The 23,537-nt window shown below is 67.5% G+C and carries 19 protein-coding genes; 14 read left to right on the top strand and 5 right to left on the bottom strand.

Features of this window, described 5'->3' with window-relative positions:
• Positions 1-10: 10 nt before the first annotated feature.
• The 3 genes from JQ639_RS28540 (at position 11) to JQ639_RS28530 (ending at position 2,553) form a co-directional block, all read left to right on the top strand.
• On the top strand, positions 11-307 hold the full coding sequence (locus tag JQ639_RS28540) for a hypothetical protein (RefSeq protein WP_211962748.1): 297 nt from the start codon (positions 11-13) through the stop codon (positions 305-307).
• A 263-nt stretch (positions 308-570) separates the two neighbouring features.
• On the top strand, positions 571-1,110 hold the full coding sequence (locus tag JQ639_RS28535; protein WP_211962747.1) for a TRAP transporter small permease subunit: 540 nt from the start codon (positions 571-573) through the stop codon (positions 1,108-1,110).
• Positions 1,111-1,146: 36 nt separating this feature from the next.
• Positions 1,147-2,553 carry a TRAP transporter large permease gene (locus JQ639_RS28530; protein ID WP_211962746.1) on the top strand — a complete coding sequence of 469 codons (1,407 nt, stop codon included), beginning with the start codon at positions 1,147-1,149 and terminating at the stop codon, positions 2,551-2,553.
• Positions 2,554-2,640: 87 nt separating this feature from the next.
• Here the strand turns inward: JQ639_RS28530 and JQ639_RS28525 are convergent, their stop codons facing one another.
• From JQ639_RS28525 to JQ639_RS28515, 3 genes are all read right to left on the bottom strand, one after another.
• Positions 2,641-3,378, bottom strand: coding sequence for a response regulator (locus tag JQ639_RS28525; RefSeq protein ID WP_211962744.1), 738 nt, complete (start codon positions 3,376-3,378; stop codon positions 2,641-2,643).
• Positions 3,375-4,922 (bottom strand): sensor histidine kinase, encoded by a 1,548-nt coding sequence (locus JQ639_RS28520; protein ID WP_211962742.1) that lies wholly within the window; start codon positions 4,920-4,922, stop codon positions 3,375-3,377. The genes JQ639_RS28525 and JQ639_RS28520 overlap by 4 nt, the downstream gene beginning before the upstream one ends.
• Positions 4,923-5,335: 413 nt before the next feature.
• On the bottom strand, positions 5,336-5,974 hold the full coding sequence (locus JQ639_RS28515) for a hypothetical protein (protein ID WP_211962740.1): 639 nt from the start codon (positions 5,972-5,974) through the stop codon (positions 5,336-5,338).
• A 433-nt stretch (positions 5,975-6,407) separates the two neighbouring features.
• Between JQ639_RS28515 and JQ639_RS28510 the strand changes: the two genes are divergently transcribed.
• The 6 genes from JQ639_RS28510 to JQ639_RS28485 all read left to right on the top strand — a co-directional run bounded on the left by JQ639_RS28510 (position 6,408) and on the right by JQ639_RS28485 (position 15,461).
• Entirely contained in the window at positions 6,408-8,033 is a 1,626-nt protein-coding gene (locus tag JQ639_RS28510; RefSeq protein ID WP_211962738.1) for an outer membrane beta-barrel protein, read from the top strand.
• Between the two features lie 58 nt (positions 8,034-8,091).
• Positions 8,092-8,811, top strand: a complete 720-nt coding sequence (locus JQ639_RS28505) for an outer membrane protein (protein ID WP_211962736.1) — start codon at positions 8,092-8,094, stop codon at positions 8,809-8,811.
• A gap of 18 nt (positions 8,812-8,829) precedes the next feature.
• Complete coding sequence (locus tag JQ639_RS28500; protein WP_211962734.1) at positions 8,830-9,000, top strand: hypothetical protein; 171 nt, start codon at positions 8,830-8,832, stop codon at positions 8,998-9,000.
• Between the two features lie 278 nt (positions 9,001-9,278).
• Positions 9,279-10,481 carry an efflux RND transporter periplasmic adaptor subunit gene (locus JQ639_RS28495; protein WP_211962732.1) on the top strand — a complete coding sequence of 401 codons (1,203 nt, stop codon included), beginning with the start codon at positions 9,279-9,281 and terminating at the stop codon, positions 10,479-10,481.
• A gap of 153 nt (positions 10,482-10,634) precedes the next feature.
• Positions 10,635-13,880, top strand: coding sequence for an efflux RND transporter permease subunit (locus JQ639_RS28490; protein ID WP_211962731.1), 3,246 nt, complete (start codon positions 10,635-10,637; stop codon positions 13,878-13,880).
• A gap of 12 nt (positions 13,881-13,892) precedes the next feature.
• The gene (locus tag JQ639_RS28485; RefSeq protein WP_371744981.1) at positions 13,893-15,461 is read left to right on the top strand and encodes an efflux transporter outer membrane subunit; all 1,569 of its coding nucleotides are present in this window, start codon (positions 13,893-13,895) and stop codon (positions 15,459-15,461) included.
• 134 nt (positions 15,462-15,595) lie between these two features.
• Here the strand turns inward: JQ639_RS28485 and JQ639_RS28480 are convergent, their stop codons facing one another.
• Positions 15,596-16,027: a hypothetical protein gene (locus JQ639_RS28480; RefSeq protein WP_211962729.1), complete on the bottom strand. Its 432-nt coding sequence runs from the start codon at positions 16,025-16,027 to the stop codon at positions 15,596-15,598.
• 350 nt (positions 16,028-16,377) lie between these two features.
• Here JQ639_RS28480 and JQ639_RS28475 point away from each other — a divergent pair, with 350 nt between their 5' ends.
• The 5 genes from JQ639_RS28475 to JQ639_RS28455 all read left to right on the top strand — a co-directional run bounded on the left by JQ639_RS28475 (position 16,378) and on the right by JQ639_RS28455 (position 22,802).
• Positions 16,378-17,529, top strand: coding sequence for a winged helix-turn-helix domain-containing protein (locus JQ639_RS28475; protein WP_211962727.1), 1,152 nt, complete (start codon positions 16,378-16,380; stop codon positions 17,527-17,529).
• Between the two features lie 575 nt (positions 17,530-18,104).
• Entirely contained in the window at positions 18,105-20,012 is a 1,908-nt protein-coding gene (locus JQ639_RS28470) for a hypothetical protein (protein WP_211962725.1), read from the top strand.
• The gene (locus JQ639_RS28465) at positions 20,009-21,067 is read left to right on the top strand and encodes a ferritin-like domain-containing protein (protein ID WP_211962722.1); all 1,059 of its coding nucleotides are present in this window, start codon (positions 20,009-20,011) and stop codon (positions 21,065-21,067) included. Before JQ639_RS28470 ends, JQ639_RS28465 begins: the two co-directional genes overlap by 4 nt.
• A gap of 88 nt (positions 21,068-21,155) precedes the next feature.
• Positions 21,156-22,169, top strand: coding sequence for a hypothetical protein (locus JQ639_RS28460; protein WP_211962720.1), 1,014 nt, complete (start codon positions 21,156-21,158; stop codon positions 22,167-22,169).
• 231 nt (positions 22,170-22,400) lie between these two features.
• Complete coding sequence (locus JQ639_RS28455; protein WP_211962718.1) at positions 22,401-22,802, top strand: DUF930 domain-containing protein; 402 nt, start codon at positions 22,401-22,403, stop codon at positions 22,800-22,802.
• A gap of 144 nt (positions 22,803-22,946) precedes the next feature.
• Here the strand turns inward: JQ639_RS28455 and JQ639_RS28450 are convergent, their stop codons facing one another.
• A complete protein-coding gene (locus tag JQ639_RS28450) occupies positions 22,947-23,324 on the bottom strand; it encodes a hypothetical protein (RefSeq protein ID WP_249122831.1) in 378 nt (125 codons plus the stop codon).
• Between the last annotated feature and the right edge of the window lie 213 nt (positions 23,325-23,537).

Genomic DNA, 23,537 nt, shown 5'->3' with positions numbered 1-23,537 from the left:
AGCTGCGCACATGCTGGCCAAGCGGTTGATGCAAAGGGCTTGCGCGATCCACGACACAACCTGCGCACGGGATCGATTCCGCCTGTCATTTTATCCATCGGTCACAATCGACCATGATCTGGATCAAGGTTGGCGGGTTCCGTTGCCGGAACCGAAGCGGCGCCGCGCGGGCTGTCGCGGCGCGGCCGGCGGGGTGCCAGAGCGGCCCGCCGCAACGATCGGACAAAAACACGGCCTGCCTCGCAATAAATGCAAAGGCGCGCGGCCGCCGCCGGCCCTGATGCTGCGCAACCCGTTGACCGCATGAGACTTTCGTAGCGTCCACAACCCCTTGCAACAGGGTCCCGCAGTGTTGTTTTTGCGTCAAAATTGTGCCATGTCCGACCCGCTTACGGACGTTTCTGCGACTTTAGGCCTCAGTTTCGCATGTTCCGGACGGCCCGCCGACGCGGTCAACATCCGCTGACGGCGCGTCCGCAATGTCCGCGGCAGCGGCGTGAATCGCCAAGCAATGAAGAACCGCCCAACCGGCACCGATCGCCCAGACCCAAGGGATCCAAGGACAGGCTCGTGCAACAGCTGCTCAAACTGACCCGCGTCATCGACGCCATCGGCGACGTCGCCGGTTTTATCGCCAAATGGCTGGTGCTGCTGGCGTGCCTCGTCAGCGCCGGCAATGCGATGGTCCGCTACGCCTTCAGCTACTCCTCGAACAGCTGGCTGGAAATCCAGTGGTACATGTTCGGCGGGATCGTGCTGCTCGGCGCGGCGCAGACGCTGCGCCTCAACGAACATGTCCGCGTCGACCTCCTGTACTCCTCCGTCTCCGAGCGCACGCGGCTGTGGATCGACGTCATCGGCTTCATCGTTTTCCTGCTGCCGGTCACCGCCTATCTGATCAACCTGACCTGGCCGTTCTTCCTCAAGTCGTACGTGTCGCAGGAATACTCCTCGAACGCCGGCGGCCTCATTCTGTGGCCCGCCAAGCTCTTGCTGCCCGCCGGCTTCGTGCTGCTGTGGCTGCAGGGCGCCGCCGAGCTCGTCAAGCGCATCGCCGGCCTCACCGGCGCGGTGAAGATCGACACGCACTACGAAGCGCCGCTGCAGTAAGGCGCCACAATCCTTTTCGGGACGGGATAACGCTCCATGTTTTCACACGGCATCATGCCCCCGCTCATGTTCGGGACCATGGTCTTGTTCATGCTGTACGGGTTTCCGGTGGCCTTCTCGCTCGCCGCCGTCGGTCTGTTCTTCGGCGTCATCGGCATCGCCACCGGCCACTTCGATCCGTCGTTCCTGCAGGCGCTGCCGTTCCGCTTCTACGGCATCATCTCCAACGACCTGTTGCTGTCGATCCCGTTCTTCACCTTCATGGGCGCGATCCTGGAGCGCTGCGGCCTCGCCGAGGACCTGCTGGAAGGCACCGGGCAGCTGTTCGGCAAGATCCCCGGCGGCATCGCCTACGCGGTGATCATCGTCGGCGCGGTGCTCGGCGCCATCACCGGCACCGTCGCCGCCTCGGTCATCGCCATGGGCGTGATCTCGCTGCCGGTGATGATGCGCTACGGCTACGACATGAAGCTCGCCACCGGCGTCATTGCGGCGTCCGGCACCATCACGCAATTGATCCCGCCGTCGCTGGTGCTGATCGTGCTCGCCGACCAGCTCGGGCGCTCGGTCGGCGACATGTATCTCGGCGCCATCGGCCCGTCGATCCTGCAGGTCGCGATCTTCATCGCCTACATTGTCATCCTGTCGATCGTGCGGCCCAAGGCGATGCCGCCGATCCCCGAGGATGCCCGTGAGCCGATGAGCTGGAAGCTGATCCGCCGCGTGCTGTGGGGCATGATCCCCTCGATCGTGCTGATCTTCCTGGTGCTCGGCACCATCGGCCTTGGCCTCGCCACCCCGACGGAAGCCGGCGCGATGGGCGCGGTCGGCGCCATGGCGCTGGCGGCGATGCACGGCCGCCTGAGCTGGACGCTGCTCGAGCAGGGCATGACCTCGACCATGCGCCTGACCTCGATGGTGGTCTACATCCTGATCGGCTCGACCTGTTTCAGCCTCGTGTTCCAGGGCATGGACGGCGCGCGCTGGATCGAGCACATGCTGACCGGCCTGCCCGGCGGCGCCATCGGCTTCCTGATCTTCGTCAACATCTTCGTGTTCTTCCTGGCGTTCTTCCTCGACTTCTTCGAGATCGCCTTCATCATCATCCCGCTGCTGGCGCCCGTCGCCAGCAAGCTCGGCATCGACCTCGTGTGGTTCGGCGTGCTGCTGTGCGTCAACATGCAGACCTCGTTCATGCATCCGCCGTTCGGCTTCGCGCTGTTCTACCTGCGCGGCATCGCGCCGCCGGAAGTGAAGAGCTCGGACATCTACTGGGGCGCGATCCCCTGGGTGTTCATGCAGATCATCCTGGTCGTGGTGGTGATCGGCTGGCCGGAATCCGTCACCTACTGGCTCGACAAGACGGTGATCGACACCTCCAAGGTCAAGATCGAGATCCCGACCATCGAGCAGGCGCCGCTGTCGTTCGAGCCCTCGAAATAGGCCGACGCGCCATCTGCCTTCGTCGACGGGCGGCCTTCGGGCCGCCCGTTCGCGTTTGGCCGGCCGACATGGTGGGCGGATGCCCTCTCAGGAGTCCGACACGCTCGGCAGCCGCGCGGCAAGTGGCGGCGCGGCGTCGGCCTGCAGGCGGTAGCCGACGCCGGATTCCGTCACCAGCAGCCGCGGCCGGTCGGGATCGGCCTCGATCTTCTGGCGCAGCTTGCGCACCAGGATGCGCAGGTACTGCACGTTGTCGCGCTGGCGCCCGCTCCACACCTCGCGCAGCAGCTGATCGTGGGTCACCACGAGGCCGACATGGGTGGCGAGCACGTGCAGCAGGCGGTACTCCTTGCGCGTCAGCTTGATGCGGCTGTCGCCGACCGTGACGCTGCGGGCAACGAGATCGATGCTCAGGTCTCCTGCCGTCACCACCGGCGTGCCGGTACGGCTCTTGAAATAGCGGCGCAGCGCCGCCTCGCCGCGCGCCAGCAGCTCAGCGATGCCGAACGGCTTGACGACATAGTCGTCGGCGCCGCCACGCAGCAGCCGCACCTTCTCGGCTTCGTCCGCCTCGATCGACAGCATGATCACCGGCGTGTTCGACCAGCCGCGCAGCCGCTCCAGCACCTCGTCGCCGGCGATGTCGGGCAGCCCGAGATCGAGGATGATCAGGTCCGGCGCATCGAACATCGCCGCCTTCAGCCCGGCCTCGCCGGCCTCTGCCTCGACCACCGCATAGCCGTGCAGCTCGAAGCCGGCGCGCAGGAAGCGGCGGATCTTCGGCTCGTCATCGATCACCAGGACCGTGTTGACGGGCTCGCTCATGACGCGTCGCCGGCTGCGTCGGCCGGCACATCGGCGTCATGCCCCACCGGCAGCGTCACCACGGCGACGGTGCCGGCGGCGATGCCGCCGCTCGCCAGTTCCAGCGTGCCGCCATTGGCGCGGATGAAGGCGGTGGCGATCCACAGCCCAAGGCCAAAGCCCGGCACATTGGCATGGCGCGCGCCGCGAAAACTCTTGCGGCCGAGCTGGCGCGCCTCGTCGTCGGACAGGCCGACGCCCTCGTCGAGCACCGAAAGCACCACGCGGCCGGTCTCGGCGCGGGCGCGGACGATGATCTGGCTGCCGACCGGCGAATATTTCGCGGCATTGTCGAGCAACTGCCCGCAGGCTTCCGCGACAAGCACGGCATCGACCCGGATCAGCGGCAGCCGCGGCGCGAACTCGACGCGCAGGCGATGGCGCGCGAGGCGCTGCGAGCGGCGCTCGATCGCGGCATTGACGATATCGGCCGGATCGCACCATTCGCGCCGCGGCCGTACGCCGCGCGCGGTAACGCGGGAGGCATCGACGAGGTTGCGCAGGAAACCGTCGAGCTGCACCGCCTCCTCGTGAATGCCATCCACCAGGCTGCGAACGGTACCATCCGCGGCAATCCCGGGCGAGGCCTGCAGCACGCTCGCAGCGCCGAGGATCGAGGTCAGCGGCGTGCGCAGTTCGTGCGACACCACGCCATGCAGCGCGTCGCGCAGCAGTTCCTCCTGCAGCCGCAGCCGCGCCTCGCCCATCGCCTTGCCGACATCGATTCGCGCCAGTGTCGCCGCGGCCTCGTCGATCACCGCCTCGAGGCGGCGCAGGTCGTCGTCGATCGCCACCGTGCTGCGGCCGCCGATATCGACCACGATGACGCCGTGGTCGATCGCCTCCGACGACACCGTGCGCATGATCCAGAACGACTTGCCGACGCCGTCGAACGCGGTGCGGCTGTCGCGGTCGCCACGCGCGATCATGGCATGGGCCTCGCGGCGGATGTCGGGCGGCACCGACGAGCCGTCGAGGGCCTCGATGTCCTCGTCGTCGGACGCGGCGACGAACGCGGCGTGCCGCCCGAGCGTGGTCGAGACATAGGCCTGGATCGCGACCACGAGATCGCGCACCGTGAAGCACACCGCCAGCTGGCGCGAGAATTCGTAGAGATCCTGCACCGCCTGCCGGCTCTGGCGCAGCCGGTCGGCCTCGCGGCGCAGCCGCGCGGCGAGATTGCTGCTGACCACGGCGACCAGCAGGAATAGCGCGAGGTTGATGCCCTCCTGCGGATCGCTGATGCGCAGGCTGTAGAGCGGCGGCAGGAAGAAATAGTCGGCCGCGAGCGTGCCGGTGAGCGCCGCCGCCATCGCCGGCCAGAAGCCCCAGCGCGTCGCGGAGATCACCACCGGCACGAGATACACCACCGGACTGAGCTTGAACGACAGCGCGGCGTCGAGCAGCAAGAGCCCCAGCGTGGCGAGCCCCGCCAGCAGCACCGCCAGGATGAAACCGGATACCCGCAGGGCCAGCCAGCGGCGCAGGCGCCGGCCGGGCGACATGGCGGCACCGGCGGGGTCTTCCCCGCCATTACCACTTCGCACAATCACCTCGAGGCTGGTCAATGGGATCTCGCCAAGAAACGGCACGCTCAGAACCGAACGGCGCGGCCGCGTCATCGACATGGCGACGACACGGGCGACGCTGGAGCAAGCATGGTGTGGCAACGCGGTCGCAACCCGGCGGCGCAGCCATCGTCGGGGCGCTGCGATGAACGCAGCGCTCCTCCTACGGCGCGAACCTGATTCCTGCTCCGACGATACCTCGAATTGTCCCGGCGGAAGCAACGCTTGCGCGGAACAGCATAGGAAATCCATTCGCCCCCCGCCATTGAAATATAGGGATGCCATAAGTCCGCGCGCCCGCGCCCAACATGAACGGCCGCCATTCGCCGCCTGGCCGGCGCGCCACGCGATCAGCGCGCGGCCGACCCGTGCGGATCCACGGCCATCGCAGGCCGCGTCCGCCGCGCGAGATCCTCGGCGCGGCACGCCAGCACGATGTCGCGGAACGACATCGCCTCCGCTGCGCCGGTCGCATCCGCGCCGCCACGCGCCACCTCGTCCGGCGCGGCGGTGGCCGGCGGCGGCAGCACGATGGTCGCCGCCGGGCTGTCGAACCGCGGTGGATAGAGATAGTAGGCCATCAGCCAGGTGCGCGCCGGCGGGGTGCCGCGCTCGAGCAGCTCCATGGCCCTCAGCTTCGCGGCGGGCAGGCTCGCGCTCCAGCTCGCATATTCGCGGGCCAGCACCTCCAGCGCCAGGATCTCGGTCGCGAGCGCAGCGAACAGCGCGTTGGCGATGCGGGCGCTGCGCGTCGTCGAGGCCTTGCGCAGCGCATCGCGCAGATTGGCGTGCGCGGCGATGAAGCCATGCAGCCCCGCCTTCCACAGCATGTCGGGCAGGCACGCATGGCCGTGCATCGCATGATAGGTCTGCACCAGGTTGCGGCATTGCGCGCGCAGCGCGTCAGGCACAAACGGGAACGACACGGCGGCGACGGCGTCGCGCGCCGCGTCCGGTGCGCAGGGATCGGCGTTCGATATCACATGCATGAATCTGTCTCGTGGCAGACGCACGTCCTGAACGCGCGTCGTCTCGATAGCCCGGCACCACGCAATGTAATGAGTGAAGGGATAGGGTTTCGATGATGATCGCGCCGCGAAACCGTAGAAATAAAATATCTTTTCGACGCGACGCGTGAAGCGCGTGCGCCACGCGCCGAGGTTTGTGCGCGCAAGCGAAAGAGAGCAGGCCGAACGCGCATCGTCAGGCGCATGAAAAGCAGGCAACACCGTCAGGCAATCGACTGATTGATGTGCAAACGCGGGCCATCGGCCGCGGCGCGCTATTTTATCTTAATGTTTTGCGAACGTAGCGCGTATCGATTTTTTGCGACGCGGTCCGGAAAACTCCTCGTTACCGATTGTTCAGGAATCGGAGCAGCGCAAACTTGGGGACGCTGCGACAAACGGGGTTGGTCGTGTCATGAAACGAATTCTTTTGGCAGGTGTGTCGCTGGCCGCGATCGGCCTGATCGACGGCGCACGAGCGGCGGACTACAGTCTTGTCACGAAAGCGTCGGCAGGCTGCGATCCGTACAAGAACTATTCCTGTCTCGATGCCTATCTCGGTGACGACGTCGCCAGCCGCTTTCTGAACTACTACCGGCTGGAATGGGGACACGACGCAGCACCGGCCGATCCGAAGGCGCCGGCAGGACGGCGTGCCGACTGGCCGCCGACGCCGCAAACCACGCCGCCGATGCCGTTCACCGAATGGCCCTACGGCGGCACCACCAATCTCGGCGTCACGCGCCCGAGCTCGGTCGACAGCCCGCTGATGACCGCCATCGCCAACACGCCGCTCGGGCGGGTGATGAACGACGCCCACATCCAGCTCTACGGCTGGGTCGACGTCGGCGGCAACCTCAGCACCAACTCGGTGAAACCCGGCGGCAATGCGCCCGCGGCCTACAGCTACACGCCGAACACCGTGCAGCTCGACCAGGCAGTGCTCTATCTCGAGCGCCTGCCCGACACGGTGCAGAGCGACCATATCGACTGGGGCTTCCGCGTCTCGGCGATCTATGGCGAGAACTACCGCTACACCACGGCCTACGGCCTGTTCAGCAACCAGTTGCTCAAGAGCAACGCGGTGAACGGCTTCGACATGCCGATGGTCTATGGCGAGGTATTCATCCCGCAGGTGATGCAGGGCCTCAACATCCGCGTCGGCCGCTTCATCTCGATCCCCGATATCGAGGCCCAGCTCGCCCCCAACAACTACATGTACTCGCACTCGATGACGTACACGTTCGACAACTACACCAACACCGGCGTGCAGGCGACGCTGGCGGTGAACAAGAACGTCATCCTGCAGTTCGGCGTCACGGTCGGCACCGAGGCGATGCCCTGGCATGTCGGCGCCAACATTCCGAACCCGTTCCCGAACCCGGTATTCCCGGGCACGACGATGAAGAAGGACCCGGGCGCCATTCCATCCTTCACCGGCGGCATCCGCCTGACCAGCGACAGCGGCAACGACAACATCAATATCGTCGCCGACGGCATCAACAGCGGCACCTGGGGCTACAACAACCTGCAGTGGTACGGCCTGACGTACTACCACAAGTTCAACGACCAGTGGCACATCTCGTTCGAGGCCTACGAGCTGTTCCAGCGCAACGTGCTCAACATCACCGATCCGCTCGGCATCGTCGCCAACAACGGCTTCCCGTTCTCGCCACAGCAGATGCCGTTTAACGCGCCAGGCCTTGCGGTGTGCAGCAATCCGACGGCGGTGACGTGCACGGCGCGCGCCTTCGCCGCGCTCGCCTACCTCAACTACAAGTTCGCGCCGCTCGACAACCTGTCGTTCCGCGGCGAGTTCTACGACGACGAGGAAGGCCAGCGCACCGGCGTCAAGACCCGCTATCTGGAGTTCGGCATCGGCCTGCAGCACTGGTTCTCGCCGCAGATCGAGCTGCGCCCCGAGGTCAGCTACTACCGCTCGCTCGACGCACCGGCGTTCAACGGCAACAGCAACGCCGGCATCGCCCCGACCAAGAGCTTTGCGCTGATCGGCTCGATGGACGCCATCATCCACTTCTGACGACGGCCCGGACCGCGCCCCTCGGGGGCGCGCGTCCCTCGCGCCCCGAGAGGACATCATGAACATCCTGAAGACCGCACTTCTCAGCTCCGCCATGCTCGCCGTTGCGGCGGCCACGTCGGCAGGCGCCGCGGACCTCGCGGTCGCGCCCTATACCAAGGCGCCGCCGGTCTCGCCCGCCTACGACTGGTCCGGCTTCTATGTCGGCGTGTTCGGCGGAGCCGGTTTCACCAACCACGACATCAGCAACTTCGGCGGCAGCGCGAACTATGGCGGCAGCGGCGGCACCGCCGGCGGCGCGATCGGCGCCAACTGGCAGCTCGGCAGCCTGGTGCTCGGCGTCGAGGCCGATGGTGCCTGGGCGAGCAGCCGCAGCAACGACGCCTTCGCGCTTGGCCCCAATGACGCCACCACGCTGCGCTCGACCGCCTCGGTCCGCGCCCGCGCCGGCTGGGCGATCGATCGCTTCCTGGTGTTCTTCACCGGTGGCTGGGCCCATGGCGGCCTGCGCCACACCGACACCGATCCGGTGCTCGGCACGGACAGCTTCACGACCAGCCGCAGCGGCTGGATCGCGGGCGGCGGCCTCGACTACGCCTTCACCCCGCAACTGATCGGCACGTTCGACTATCGCTACTATGATTTCGGCAGCTTCGGCCGCGACGGCACGCCGCTGACGCCCAACGGCCAGCTGCCCTACCGCGTCAGCGCCACCGCCTCCACCGTCACCGTCGGCCTCGCCTACAAGTTTGGCGGGCCGGTGATCGCGCGCGACTGAAGCGAGGGGGGAATCGTCATGAAACCGTCATCTCGTCGCCTCGGCCTGCTCCTCCTCGCCACGACACTCGCCGCCCTGCTGGCGGGCTGTGTCAGCGACGGCATTCCGCTCGGGACGTCGTCCATCAGCAACGACCAGTTGCGCTATTATGGCGGCCCCCGGGAGCCGCGCTGGCCGGTCACGCCCTGACCGCCGCCCGCGGACGTGACCTGCGGGTCACACCCCTGCTCAGGCTTGTTCATCCCCCGTCCGCCCGCGCCCAGAGCCCTTGCGGTTCTCGGCGCGAGCGGGCATGAGCGAACGAGGCCCGGCATCGAATCCGGTCTGGGGACGGGCCCTGTAAGGTGGGTGTAAGCTGGCCTTGCTAACGAGTTCCCGGCGGCCGGGCGGCCTGTCGAATGGCCAGCCTATCTTAATGGTTTTGCACAGAATTCAGCCGGCGAAATTGACTTCGGGAGATCGCTTTCATGCCGTTTCGTCTTAAGCCGTCGATCGGCATCGGCGCGGGGGCCGTCGTCGCAGTCTGCGTCGTCGGGGCATGGCTCGCCCTGCGCGGCGGCGACGCCCCGGTCGCCAGGGCTCAGCAGACGGACGGCAAGAGCTCGGTCGATATCGCCAGGCAGATCGTCGAGGTCACCGAACAGCAGGCGGCGGGCTTCGCCGTCGCCCCGGCCGACAGCCGCGAATTCAAGGTGTTGAAGAACGCCGTCGGCTCGATCGACTTCAACCAGAACATGCTGGTGCAGGCCTTCACCCCGAACGCCGGGCGGATCGTCGACACCTATTACAACGTCGGCGACGAGGTGAAGAAGGGCGAGCCGCTGTTCACCATCGACAGCCCCGACCTGCTCAATGCCGAGTCCAACCTGCTGGCGACCGCCGGCGTGCTGGAATTGCAGACCCGCACCCTCAACCGCGTCAAGCAGCTGTTGAAAGCCGGTGGCGGCGCCCAGAAGGACGTCGACCAGGCAACCTCCGACCAGCAGACCGCCGAGGGCAACTTCAAGGCCGCCCGCGACGCCGTGCGCATCTTCGGCAAGTCCGAGGCCGAGATCGACCGCATTCTCAACGACCGCAAGGTCGATTCCATCCTGATCGTGCCGAGCCCGATCACCGGCCGCATCATCAGCCGCAATGCCGCGCCGGGGCTCTATGTTCAGCCCGGCGCCGCGCCCGCGCCCTACGCGCTCGCCGACATCTCCACCATGTGGATGATCGCCAATGTCATCGAGAGCGACGCGCCGGCCTACAAGCTCGGCCAGGCGGTCGAGGTGCGCGTGCCGGCCTATCCCGACACCGTGTTCCGCGGCCGCGTCTCGACGCTTGGCCTCAACATCGATCCGGGCTCGCACCGCCAGCTCGTGCGCTCGGTGATCGACGATCCCCAGCACCTGCTGCGCGCCGGCATGCTGGCCCGCTTCACCATCGAGGTCGCCGCCCCGCAGCAGTCGCCGGCCGTGCCGCTCGCCGCCATCGTGCGCGAGGGCGACGGCACCATGACGGTGTGGGTGACCAGCGACCGCCGCCGCTTCGCGCGCCGCACCGTCAAGATCGGCCTGGAGCAGGATGGCTTTCGCCAGGTCGTCGAGGGACTGAATCCGGGGGAACTGATTGCAACCACGGGGGCGATCTTCCTCAGCAACAAATTCGCCACTGCCGTCACCGGCTGACCGGCCGGGCGGATCGCCATGACTGCGGCGAGCCGCCTCGTGCGCTTCCCATCGTGGGGCGCGCGCCGGCCAGTCCTCCGGTGCCGCCGGCGGCGCGCAGGTCCCTGCGACCTCGCGCTCCGCCGCCCAGCCGCCTTTTGAGAGTACGCCGCCTTGATCAAGAGCCTCATCGAGTTCGGTCTGACCCGCAGCGCGATCATCGTGCTGGGACTGGCTGTGTTCTGCGCCGCCGGCATCGTCGCCTTCAGCAAGCTCAACATCGAGGCCTATCCCAACCCGGCCCCGGTGATCCTGGAGATCACGGCGCAGGCGCCGGGCCTGTCCGCCGAGGAGATGGAGAAGTACTACACCATCCCCATGGAGGTCGGCCTCTACCCGACGCCGGGCGTCGTCAACATCCGCTCGACCTCGTTCTACGGCCTGTCGTTCGTGCGCGTCACCTTCCGCTACGGCGTCGACTACTACTTCGCGCTGACCCAGGCGGCGAACTCGATCCAGCAGAACATCACGCTGCCCAACAACCTCGTGCCGACCATCCAGCAGTCGAGCCTCGTCGGCGAGATCTACCGCTATGAGCTGGTCGGCCCGCCGAACTTCGGCCTGACCAACCTGCGCACGCTGCAGGACTACGTCGTGGCGCGGCGGCTGATGACCATTCCCGGCGTGGTGCAGATCAACGCCTGGGGCGGCACCACCAAGCAGTTCAGCGTCGAGGCCGACCTGCAGAAGCTGGAGGCCTACAACATCACGGTGCCGCAGCTGGTGCAGGCGCTCGGCAACGCCAACATCAATGTCGGCGGCCGCGAGATCGCGATCGGCCAGCAGTCGGTCAACATCCGCGGCATCGGCCTGATCGATTCCGGCGGCGCCGACGACGTCACGCAGGGCTACCGCGTCCGCGACATCGAGAACGTGGTGCTGACCCAGTCCGCCGGCCTTCCGATCCAGATCAAGGACGTCGCCAAGGTCACGGTCGGCTCGGTGCCGAGGCTCGGCATCGCCGGCCGCGACAAGGACAACGACGTTGCCGCGGCCATCGTGGTGATGGGGCGCACCCAGCACACCAACGACATCATTCCGAAGGTCGAGGAGGAGGTCGCCAAGCTCAACAGCGACGGCAGCCTGCCGCCCGGCGTCAAGATCGTGAACTATTACGACCGCTCCTCGCTGGTCAACGTCACCACCCACACCGTGCTGCACAACCTGATCTTCGGCTGCATCCTGGTGTTCATGATCCAGTGGATCTTTCTCGGCGACCTGCGCAGCGCATTGATCGTCAGCGCCAACATCCCGTTCGCGCTGTTCTTTGCCATCATCATCCTGGTGCTGCAGGGCGAGGACGCCAACCTCTTGTCCCTCGGCGCGGTGGACTTCGGCATCATCGTCGATTCCGCCGTCATCATGATGGAAAACATCTTCCGCAACTTCCAGTCCGCGCCCGAGAACCGCCTGCGCGTGCTCAAGCATCTCGCCGAAGGCTACTGGGGCCCCGATCCGACGTCGAAGACCGGCGGCGACGGTTCGACCCCGGCATGGACCGACCGGCTGCGCATGATCTTCGTCAGCGCGCTGCAGGTCGACAAGGCGGTGTTCTTCACTGCCGCCATCACCGTCACCGCGTTCGTGCCGCTGTTCACCATGCAGGGCGTCGAGGGCCAGATCTTCGGCCCGATGGCCCGCACCTACGGCTATGCGCTGGCCGGCGCGCTGCTCGCCACCTTCACCGTCACCCCGGTGCTGGCGTCGCTGCTGATGAAGCACGACATCGAGGAGGTCGAGACCTTCATCGTGCGCAAGCTGCGCGCGTTCTACACCCCCGTGCTGCGCTGGTCGCTCGACCACGCCAAGATCGCGGTCGCCGCCGGCGGCATCTTCCTGGCGCTCAGCGGCCTGTGCGCCAGCCGCCTCGGCAGCGAATTCCTGCCGGCGCTGGAAGAAGGCAACTTCTGGATCCGCGCGGCGATGCCGCCGACCATGTCGCTGGATGCCGGCAAGCCCTACGTCGCCAAGATGCGCGAGATCCTGCTGCGCCATCCCGAGGTCATCACCGTGGTGTCGCAGCATGGCCGCCCCGACAACGGCAGCGACGCCTCGGCGTTCTCCAATGTCGAGCTGTTCGCGCCGATCAAGCCGTTCGACCAGTGGCCCAAGGGCCTGACCAAGGAAAAGCTCACCGAGGAGCTGCAGCAGGAGTTCGCCGCCGAACTGCCCGGCGTCGAGTTCAACTTCTCGCAGTACATCCAGGACAACGTCGAGGAAGCGCTGTCCGGCGTGAAGGGCGCCAACTCGGTCAAGGTCATCGGCCCCAACCTCGAGATGCTGGAAAAGCTCGCGGTGCAGATCGAGGCGGAGATGGCCAAGGTCAACGGCGTCGCCGACCTCGGCATCTTCCGCCTGCTCGGCCAGCCCAACCTCAACATCAGGATCGACCGCGAAAAGGCGGCGCGCTACGGCCTCAACACCGGCGACGTCAACACCGTGGTGCAGGCGGCGCTCGCCGGCACCAGCGCCACCACCGTGCTGGAAGGCGACCGCACCTTCGGCGTCGTGGTCCGCCTCGATCCCAAGTTCCGCACCAGCATCGACGCGGTGCGCGACATCAAGGTCGCCTACCAGACCCCGGCCGGCACCAACGCCTACATCCCGCTCAGCGAGCTCGCCACCATCTCGCTGGACACCGGCGCCTCCTTCATCTACCGCGAGCGCAGCCAGCGCTACATCCCGATCAAGTTCAGCGTGCGCGGCCGCGACCTCGGCAGCACCGTCGCGGAGGCGCAGCAGCGCGTCACCGACGCGGTCCAGCTGCCGAGCGGCTACCGCCTGATCTGGTCCGGCGAGTTCGACAACCTGCAGGCCGCCAAGGCGCGGCTGGTGGTGGTGGTGCCGATCACGCTGCTGCTGATCTTCGTGCTGCTGTACGGCCTGTTCAACTCGATGCGCGACAGCCTGCTGGCGCTCGCCGGCATTCCCTTCGCGATCGGCGGCGGCCTGATCGCGCTGTATCTCGCCGGCCTCGACTTCAGCATCTCGGCGGCGATCGGCTTCATCTCGCTGTTCGGCGTCGCGGTGATGGACGGCATTCTCAACATCACCTACTTCCGCGAGCTGCGCGCCTCCGGCATGAGCATCGCCGAAGCGGTGTTCAACGGCTCGGAACAGCGCATGCGGCCGATGTTGATGACCGCGCTGTCGGCGGGCGTCGGCCTGTTCCCGGCGGCGCTGTCCCATGGTATCGGAAGCCAGGTGCAGCGGCCGCTCGCCACCGTCGTCGTCGGCGGCATGTTCATCGGCCCATTGCTGCTGCTGGTGGTGGCGCCGGCGCTGCGCAAGATCTTCCTGTCGCGCGACGCGTCCGCGCACCGGGAACCGGCGGCCGCGCCGCCGGAAGCGGCGCACTGAGGGGAATGATCGATGCGTAACCTCGGAGCCCCTTCCCTTCCCTCGGCGCGCACGGTTCGCCGTCGCCTGCGCCGGCTGGCCGGCCTGAGTGCCTGCGCCGGCGGACTGATGCTCGCCGGCTGCGCCGTCGGCCCGAACTTCGCCTCGCCGCCGACGCCGGACGTCGCCGGCTACACGCCGGAGGCGCTGACCTCGCCGCGCAGCGCAGAGGGCGGACCACGCATCTCCGGCCAGCGCTTCGCCAACGGAGCCGACATTCCGACGCGCTGGTGGGCCGCGTTCCGCTCCCGGCCGCTCAACGACCTGATCCGCCTGTCGGTCGATCACAATCCATCGCTGCAGTCGGCGGAAGCCGCGATCCGCGTCGCCCAGTTCAATGCGCTGGCGCAGCGCGGCCTGTTCCTGCCGCAGCTCGGCATCAACTACACCGGCACCGACCAGCAGCTGGCGACGACGCCCCAGCAGGATCAGGTGCGATACTCGCTGCACACCGCCCAGCTCAACGTCAGCTTCACACCCGACATCTGGGGCGGCAACCGGCGCGCGGTCGAGAGCCTCGACGCCCAGACCGAGCAGGCCCAGTTCCAGCTCGAGGCGGCCTACCTGACGCTGACCGCCAACGTCGTCACCGCGGCGATCCAGGAAGCCTCGCTGCGCGGCCAGATCGCCGCCACCCAGCGCCTGATCAAGATCGCGCGCGACATTCTCGGCATCCTCAAGAACCAGTTCAATGCCGGCCAGATCGCCCAGGTCGACGTGCTGACCCAGGAGACGCTGCTGGCGCAGGCCGAGCAGGCGCTGCCGCCGCTGCAGAAGCAACTGGCGGTGCAGCGCGACCTCCTGACCGCGCTCGCCGGGCAGTTTTCCGCCGACGAGGTGTTGCAGAAATTCGACCTGCAGCGCCTGACGCTGCCGGCCAACCTGCCGGTCAGCCTGCCCGGCACCATGGTGCGCCGGCGCCCGGATGTGCGCGCGGCGGAAGCGGCGGTGCACGCCGCCAGCGCCCAGGTCGGCGTCGCCGTCGCCGCGCGGCTGCCGAACATCACCCTCTCGGCCAATCCCGGCGTTGCGGCGCCCTCGTTCGCTGCGATGTTCACGCCAAGCACGCTGTTCTACACCGTGGCGGCGAGCGCCACCCAGACCGTGTTCGACGGCATGACGCTGTACCACAAGCAGAAGGCCGCGGAGGCCGGCCTGGAGCAGGCCGAGGCGCAGTACCGCCAGGCGGTGATCACCGCGATGCAGAACGTCGCCGACGCGCTGCGCAGCCTGCAGGCCGACGCCCGCTCGGTGCAGGCGGCGATCAAGGCCGAGAATGCCGCCAGGGCGAGCCTCGACATCGTGCAGAAGCAGCTCGCGCTGGGCCAGATCAACCAGGTGACCCTGCTCAACGCCCAGCAAGCCTATTTCAACACCGCGATCGCCCGCGTGCAGGCCGACGCCAATCGCCTGTCGGACACCGCAGCGCTGTTCATGGCGCTCGGCGGCGGCTGGCCGGCGGACTGCCCGAGCAATGACTGGCGCACCTGCGTATTCGACGACGTCCAGGTGGCGGCCAGCACGCCGAAGCCGGCGCAGTAACTGCGCCGGCGGTCGAGGCGCCCTCGCCGTCTAACGGCAAGCCTCTCGACCAGGCCTGTTGACGACAAGTCTGCTAACGACAAGCCTGTTGACGACAAGTCTGTTGGCGACAAGCCTCTGACGATCCGTCGATCTTACGCCGCGGCCGCCATCGCCGCCGCGGCGCCGCGATGGGCTGACAGCACGAGGGCCCGGGCGCAGCGCACCCCGGCATCGATGCGAAAGCCGAACGGCGCCAGCAGCGCGCCCGCCTGGGGCCCGAGGCCGCCGCAATCGCCGGCGATCACCACGGCCACCGTCGCAGCTTCCGCCAGGCACGGCATGATCCGCGCGATCGATCCCGCCAGCGCATCGCGCGAGCGCGCACCGCCGACGATGCCGACGGCATGACCGCCGCGGCCCCCGTCGTCGGAGACGAGCGAGGCATGGACGCCACCAGCGACCAGCGCCGCGCACAGGCCATCGTCGCCACAGACCACCACATGGCGGCGCGCCGGCGGCGACGTCAGCCGCACCAGCGTCTCGATGATCTGCCGCTCGGCGGCCAGCGGTGAGAGCTCGTTCATGCAGGCCTCGCTTGTCCCGGTCCGGCTTGTCTGTCGGACGTCACGCGATCGCCCCTGCGACGGGAGGTCAACGCGCGGCGCCGCCCAAAGGTCCGCGAAAAGGTTCGCGATGCGCGCCGGCCGCACCGCATCCACTGGAACCGGAGCGGTGCGGCGGCCCCGCGACGCCGGCCGCCATGGCCGCGGCCACGCCGGCGTCGGCTTGCGCATGTCTGTGACAATGGCCGCCGCCGCGCCGGCTTTCGAGGGGACGCGGCAGTCGATTTCATAGGCGCGGCATAAGCGCCGCGCATGCCTCCGCTGATGCGCACGCCACGCTGCGGCCGGCGAATCTGCGCTAGCATGGCGCCATGCCATCCGCCCGCACACCCCATCCCCTCGACAAGGCGCAGGCCCGCCGCATCTGGCTGCACGCCCAGCGCCTCGACACATCAGCCCCGTTCGGCGACGGGCCAGCGGCCACCGCGGCGGCGGTCGCCCATCTCGGCTATGTCCAGATCGATACCATCAACGTCATCGAGCGCAGCCACCACCACATCCTGTTCAGCCGCATCCCGTCCTACCGCCGCGCCGATCTCGTGCAGGCGCAGAGCCACGACAAGAGCGTGTTCGAATACTGGACCCATGCGCTGTCCTATGTGCCGACCGCGGATCTCAGATTCTTCCTGCCGGCGATGCGCGAACACCGCCGCACCCCCGCCCAGTGGTTCACCAGCGTGACGCCGGCCGACACCCGCAAGGTGATGACGCTGCTGCGCAACGGCGGCCCCCTCACCATCCGCGACATCGACGACGACGTGCTGGTCGACAAGATCCATCCCTGGGCGAGCCGAAAGCCGTCGAAGCGCGCGCTGCAGCGTGCCTTCTATGGCGGCACCGTGACGGTCAGCGCCCGCGACGGCATGCTCAAGACCTACGACCTGACGCCGCGGCACTTCGGCTGGGACCGCGCGCCGAAGGCCGCGAGCGAGGCCGAGATCACCGCCTACCGCCTCGACCGCGCGCTGCGCACCCAGGGCGTCGTCAGTCTCGATTCGATCTGCCATCTCGACGCGCCGCGCAAGGCGGCGGTGCGCAAGCTGATCGAGACGCGAATGCGCCGCGGCGAACTGCTGCCGGTGGCGATCGAGGATGGCGGCAGGCACGAGCACTGGGTGACGCCGCAAGCGCTGGAACAGCGGCATGCGCCGACCGATCTCGTCCACCTGCTGTCGCCGTTCGATCCGCTGACCATCCAGCGCAAGCGCACCCACCTGCTGTTCGACCACGACCACCGCTTCGAGGCCTATGTGCCCAAGGAGAAGCGCAAGCTCGGCTACTTCGCCCTGCCGGTGCTGGCCGGCGACCGCATCGTCGCCGCCATCGACCTCAAGGCCGACCGCGCCAAACGCAAACTCCTGATGCAACAGTGGACCTGGCTCGACAAGGGTCCGCGCCGCGAACTCAAGCGCCGCATCGAGGAGGAGCTCGACCGCTTCGCGCGCTTCCAGTTCGGCGACTAGCGGCGCGGACGCCGCTGGTGCCGACATCGCCGCGCACGGTGCCCGGTCGATGTGCAGGCGGCGACAACACGCTGCCAACTTTTTGCAAACCTCCGCAAACTTTCACCCGCGACATGGCCGCTGCTTGACGGCCGGCGGGACGCGGACTAGCTTCGCATCGTCGGCGCGAGCGGCGGCATTGTTTCTCGCGCTGTTTGCATGACACGATCATTGTTGCACGTGTGATTGTTGCGGTTTTGGTGCCGCTGCGGGGCGTTGACCCGTCCATTGCGATTGTCGCATTTCGTATTTCTGATTTCCGTATTTCTGATTTTCTCGCTCTGGTTTTCTTTTTTCTGATTGTCCGCGCCTGATGTGCTCACTCCCGATGTCTGTTCGTTGCCAGCACCCTGATTTCGACGCCGCGGCATTTGCCGAGGCCGCCGCTCCATCACTCGATCACGATCACTGCCATTGCTGCACCACTGCCATTGCTCGATCGTTCCATTGCCGCCGCTGCTGACCGCGCCACACCACCGCTGACCGTTTCCGGACCGATCGCCGCCCGCGACCGGTCGTGACCAGAGGGGAGAGCCGTGAGCTATCTCGACCTGCCGCGCCTGTGTTTCACGGGCAGCTTCCAGGTGGACGTCTCCACCATCAACAACACCGTCGCCTATTACGACAACGCCGCGTTCCAGCCCTCCTACCAGGAGCCCGGCTCCAACGGCGGTGGCTGGAATCCGGACGGCACGGGCTTCTTCCGTTTCGTCGACTGCAAGATCACCGCCGCGGCGCTCGCGGATCGCTGGATCACCGACGCTGCCGCCGATCCGGTGATCGGCATGGCGCTGGAGAACGCCGACAGCCATGTCTTCGGCAAGCTCGCCGACCTCGACCCCCAGCAGCAGATGTGCTCGGAGATCTGGGGCATGAAGGTGCGCCTGACCGACGGCGGCACCGCGGCGGCGTTCGCGGGCGACTACACGCCGGGGCCGTTCTTCAATCTGTGGCAGCGCCAGCAGAGCGGCCTGCCGTCCGACCAGACGCTCGCCGCCGCGTTCCGCTCCACCGTGGCGCGGCTGCGCTGGGGCGAGCTGCCGCACTCGGAGGTGCTGCACCGCCTGCGCGACGTCTGCGAGGACGACAGCCTGTCGATCACCTTCAGCGCGTTCGGCTATGGCCGCGACCCGACAATCCCGCGCTACACCTATGGCAAGCTGGTCGGCTGCATCGGGCCCTATCGCCGCGGCGAGCCGCGCCGCTTCGCGCGCGGCCGGCAGCTGGCGCCGAGCATTCCGGCGCCGAACAATCCGCCGCCGAACTATGTCGACTGGTCGGTGTGCAAGGTCGACCGCGACCGCCGCGTCGTCACCGCCGACTTCAGCAACTGCTTCCAGATCGTCAATGCCGGCGGCCACATCGCCAATTTCGGCCCGGTCTATCTCGCCGTGCTGCGCGACGACACGCCGAGCCTGCTGACCCAGGTGACCCAGTCGCAAGTCGTGGTGCTCGGCGCGGTCAGGTACCAGGAGCCGGCGTGGTTCAACACCATGGGCGGCATCCAGGACTTCAGCTACGCCGCCAACCCCGACGCGGCGGTGCTGATCGGCGAGCGGCCGTTGCTGCTGCTGCAGCCCGCGGGCAGCGACCTCTACACCGTGCTGGCCCAGGAAACCCTTGCCGGACTGTTCCTGCGCGCCGACAATTTCGTGTACCGCCTCGAGCCCGGCGAGACCCAGGCGATCGACCTCTACGCCACCCGCTATGGCGAGCCGTATGCCGGCGCGGTCATCAATTGCGCGCCGACGCAGGGCCTGCTCGGCGCCACCGGCGGCGGCGGCCCGCCGAGCGTGCCGACCCCGGACGTCATGGTGCCGCCGAACGGCGTCGGCTTCCGGCCAAATCTGGAGACCGACCGCGACGGCCGCGCCGAACTGGCGATCACGGCGGCGCGGCTCGATCCGCCGGTGCCGCGCGGCTACATCGACGGCCAGCTCTACGGCGTCGGCTACGCGCTCGCCGACGAGCCTGCGAACGCGGTGCAGGATCCGTTCAATTTCACCAGCGTGCTGGTGTTCAGCCCGGTCGACGTGCCCGAGCATCCGACCTGGTTCGGCGACGTGCAGCCGATCATGCAGCAATACGCCAACCTCTACCCGATCATGAGCAAGCGGCTGTTCCGCATCGACGACTACGACACCGTGGTCCACAACCTCAAGATCCTGGAGTTCGCCTTCCGCCTGCCGGCGGAGGACCCCAACCACATGCCGGTGACGCGCGACCTGTCCGCCGGACGGCGCGAGATCATCCTGCGCTGGATGACGCAGAAGGGTCCCGACGGCCTGCCGCTGAAGGGCGCCCCCGCGCCCAGGGCGCGCAGCATCGCGCCGCTGTCGACCATGGCGCCGGTCAAGCTCGACCTCCATCCGATCCAGCAGCAGGGCAAGACCGCGGTGCTGATGGAGCTGAAGGTGCGCGGCATCATCAGGAGGATGTCATGATCCGCATTCAGCGCGCACTCGTCGACGGCGTCCGCAACGCGCGGCAGGCGTCGGACCTGCATGACTACCTGCAGCAGGCGATCAAGCTCGAACACGCCACCATCCCGCCCTATCTCACGGCGATGCTGTCGCTGACGCCCGGCGTCAACGACCGCATCGGGCGGCTGATCCGCTCGATCGTGGTGGAGGAGATGCTGCACATGAGCATCGCCGCCAACATCCTGATCGCGATCGAGGGGCATCCGGCGATCAACGTCCCCGGCTTCGTGCCGACCTACCCCGGGCCACTGCCGATGTCGATCGGCGGCGCCGGCTTCGAGGTCGGCATCGCGCCGTTCTCGATCGAGCTGGTGCGCAAGATCTTCATGACCATCGAGGAGCCGGAGCATCCGATCCCGGTGAAGGATCGCACGACACTGGCGCTGCCGGCCTACGCCACCATCGGCGAGTTCTATGCCGCAGTGAAGGACAAGCTCCACGAACTCGGCGACGGCATCTTCAAGGTCGGTCCCGACAAGCAGATGCTGAGCTGGTTTCCGCCGGCCGAGCTGTTTCCCATCGTCGACGTGCGCAGCGCCTGCGCCGGCATCGACATCATCGTCGACCAGGGCGAGGGCACATCGACCGATCCGTTCCAGAGTCCCGGCGATCCCGCCCACTACTACAAGTTCGGCGAGATCGCCGCGGGCCGCGAGCTGATCCAGACGCCGAACGGCTATGCCTATGGCGGCAAGGCGGTGCCGTTCGACCCCGCCGGGGTCCATCCGATCAAGAGCAACTGCAAGATCGCCGACTTCCCCGCCGACAGCCTCGCCGGCGAGCGCATCCGCGAGTTCGCGCTGAGCTACAGCAACCTGCTCAACGCGCTGCACGAGACGTTCAACGGCCGGCCCGAGACCATCAACGACGTCATGGGCCTGATGTACGAGCTCAAGGTCACCGCGCCGCGCCTGATGACGACGCCGATCCCCGGCCTCGGCGGCGCCACCGTCGGCCCGAGCTTCGAATACATCACCGCGTCGGGGCCGGAGCGGCCGCCGCGCACCGGCGTCTGACGATCTCGATCACAATGCCCGCCGGCGTTCACCGCCGGCGGCCTCGCCCATCCCGCCGCGATATCCGGCCTCGTCGAGGAGCCCCGTCATGGATCACCGTCTTCGCCGCGCCATTCCCGCGCTCGCCGCCGCACTGCTGCTCGCCGCCGCTGGCGCGACGCCCGCCGCCGCGCAGGTCTACCAGACCTACGGCGTACACAATCCGCCGTCCGACAGCCCCTGCGCCGATCCCAGCTGCGTCTACAAGCGCGGCCCGGGCGAGCCGACAGATCCGTTCTATCCGACGTACTGGAGCTCGCACTGGCGCATGTTCCGCGTGTTCAACACCAAACTGCTGACACAGTATCCGCCGCCCTATGACCGCGAGCCGCCACGCGAGCTCAAGCGCGGCGTCGACTACGAGGAATCCCGCGGCGCGACCTACTACGACAGCACCTGGCGCGGGACGACCGGCGAAGGCGCGATGATGGAGCACTACGAGAAACGCTGCCTGCCGATCTTCCCGATCCCCAACACCTTTACCTGCTCGTTCATCTCGCTCGGCGACGTCGCGTTCTTCGTCACCTACAAGGAGGACCGGCCGAAGGACATGCCGCCGGTGTGCCTGTTCTCGCCGCTCAACCATCCGCCGCGCACGGATTTCATCAGCCACCTGCCCTACGCCAGGAGCGACAGCGCGCAGCTCGACTTCCGCGTCCAGGGCTATTCGTTCTGGGTCGACGCCGCCACCGGCAAGCCGATGCAGACCGGCGTCAAGCCGGTGCCGACCACCAACAACTGGATCATGTTCGGCTACGCTTTCGACAGCAAGGAAACGCCGGACCGCGTCGATCACAAGGCTAAGCCCTATCGCCATCCGCAGTCGTTCTACTTCTCGGGCTATCCGCTGCCGCCGGCCAATGCGCCGTTCGTCAGCCAGAACTACACCGACTTCGCGATGATCAAGCCCGATCCGGCGAAGACGTGGGACCAGGTCAGCAAGCTCGACGTCAAGACGCTGCCGGCGTGCCAGCTGTTCGATCCGCCATCCACCCCCGGCGTCGCCGCCGCCGCGCCCGCGGCCCGTGCGCCGACCTGGGGCGACATCGGCCGCAAGCGCTGAGCCGCGACGATCACACCCGCGCATCGCCGCCGGCGGTGCGCGGCGATCACAGCGACGGGACAAGCGCCCCGAGGGGTGCGGCGGACACGCGCTTGCGGGCGCGGGGGCCACTCGCCGGGCGAGGCGGCATCCACAGTCTGTGTGGCATCTGCCTTGCGCGCGTCGCATTCGTGCCGCAAGGCCAATGCCGCCCGCCTCGTCCCTCCACCTCCTGCTGCCCGGGTTCCGATCTTGAAATCCTGTCTTCTCGCCTGCCTTCTCGCCATCCCCTTCGCTTGCGCCGCCTTCGCCAATGGCAGCCAGGGCGATCCACGCTTCTACGCCAGCCTCAGGAAGCTCGATCCGGACACGCGGATGGACCAGGTCTGCGACTACGAGGCGATGCGCCGCATCGACCAGGACGCCAGCCCCTATCATCCCGACCGCGCCAAGGCGGAAGTGATCTCGACGCCGAAGCGCACCGCCAACTCGGTCAACACCACCGGCGGCGCGTTCCGCAGCCACGGCCGCTGGTATGAGCTGTCCTACAGCTGCGTCACCACGCCCGATCACATGAAGGTGACGTCGTTCACCTACAAGACCGGCAAGCTGATCCCCGAAGCCGAGTGGGCGAAGTACGGTCTGTGGCGCTGATCGCGCGCGGGCAACACGCACGGCGTCTCACGCACGCGTTCTGACGCATGCATCCTGAATGGCGCGACGTCGCGTGTCGACGCCGCCTGCCGTCTGGTTGGAATCCTGAGCGCCGGCAGGCAGCCACCTCGCCGGCTGCGGTCGCTACTCGTTGATCTGCGAGCGGTAGTCGTCGAGCACGCCCTGGACGCGGTAGCACTCGGCCTCGTCCGATGTCAGCTTCACCCATCCGCTCTTGGGAATGAACACCGACTGGTCCTTCAGGCCGCGCTCGAAGCCTTCCTGCATCCAGCTCTTGTTGCGCGGCGACAGGTAAGGTTCGAGGTCCTTCATCAATTGCTTCGTCTGTCCCTGCGGGATGCGATCGTGCCCCTCGCACAGCAACGCGGCGGCGAAGAACGAGCCGGCGCTGGTCGAGGTGTCCTTCGACATGTCGGCGGACGCGGGCACGGAGTCGATCGCGACGCTGAGCACGGCGACGATCAGCGGGACGATGCGAAGAGAACGACGGTACAAACGCAAGACGACGGCCCTGTTTCGGAGCGGATGACGGGACGAGCCGCAACCGGCGGTCCGGACGACAAAACTGAAATTCCGTCGCGGCGTCAAATGCTGCGCTGCTCCGTCCGGCAGTTGTGCACCGCCGCGTACGGACATGCCGGGAACTGCGGCGCGGATCTTCCGCCGCTGTCAAGGCGGCGCGGCGAAACCCTGCGCCGCGGCGCGTCCGCTTGT

Origin of the sequence: Bradyrhizobium sp. U87765 SZCCT0048, assembly GCF_018131225.1 — a bacterium.
Taxonomy (GTDB): Bacteria; Pseudomonadota; Alphaproteobacteria; order Rhizobiales; family Xanthobacteraceae; genus Bradyrhizobium_A.
The sequence above is the reverse complement of the archived record's forward strand: the minus strand, read 5'-3'. Positions and strand labels throughout refer to the sequence as shown.

Excerpts from the sequence above, each read along its gene's own strand:
- JQ639_RS28540 (WP_211962748.1), top strand. The coding sequence starts at position 11 with ATGCTGGCCAAGCGGTTGATGCAAAGGGCTTGCGCGATCCACGACACA.
- JQ639_RS28515 (WP_211962740.1), bottom strand. The coding sequence starts at position 5,974 with ATGCATGTGATATCGAACGCCGATCCCTGCGCACCGGACGCGGCGCGC.
- JQ639_RS28530 (WP_211962746.1), top strand. The coding sequence starts at position 1,147 with ATGTTTTCACACGGCATCATGCCCCCGCTCATGTTCGGGACCATGGTC.
- JQ639_RS28465 (WP_211962722.1), top strand. The coding sequence starts at position 20,009 with ATGATCCGCATTCAGCGCGCACTCGTCGACGGCGTCCGCAACGCGCGG.
- JQ639_RS28475 (WP_211962727.1), top strand. The coding sequence starts at position 16,378 with ATGCCATCCGCCCGCACACCCCATCCCCTCGACAAGGCGCAGGCCCGC.
- JQ639_RS28485 (WP_371744981.1), top strand. The coding sequence starts at position 13,893 with ATGCGTAACCTCGGAGCCCCTTCCCTTCCCTCGGCGCGCACGGTTCGC.
- JQ639_RS28480 (WP_211962729.1), bottom strand. The coding sequence starts at position 16,027 with ATGAACGAGCTCTCACCGCTGGCCGCCGAGCGGCAGATCATCGAGACG.
- JQ639_RS28505 (WP_211962736.1), top strand. The coding sequence starts at position 8,092 with ATGAACATCCTGAAGACCGCACTTCTCAGCTCCGCCATGCTCGCCGTT.
- JQ639_RS28510 (WP_211962738.1), top strand. The coding sequence starts at position 6,408 with ATGAAACGAATTCTTTTGGCAGGTGTGTCGCTGGCCGCGATCGGCCTG.
- JQ639_RS28495 (WP_211962732.1), top strand. The coding sequence starts at position 9,279 with ATGCCGTTTCGTCTTAAGCCGTCGATCGGCATCGGCGCGGGGGCCGTC.
- JQ639_RS28460 (WP_211962720.1), top strand. The coding sequence starts at position 21,156 with ATGGATCACCGTCTTCGCCGCGCCATTCCCGCGCTCGCCGCCGCACTG.
- JQ639_RS28520 (WP_211962742.1), bottom strand. The coding sequence starts at position 4,922 with ATGTCGCCCGGCCGGCGCCTGCGCCGCTGGCTGGCCCTGCGGGTATCC.
- JQ639_RS28500 (WP_211962734.1), top strand. The coding sequence starts at position 8,830 with ATGAAACCGTCATCTCGTCGCCTCGGCCTGCTCCTCCTCGCCACGACA.
- JQ639_RS28525 (WP_211962744.1), bottom strand. The coding sequence starts at position 3,378 with ATGAGCGAGCCCGTCAACACGGTCCTGGTGATCGATGACGAGCCGAAG.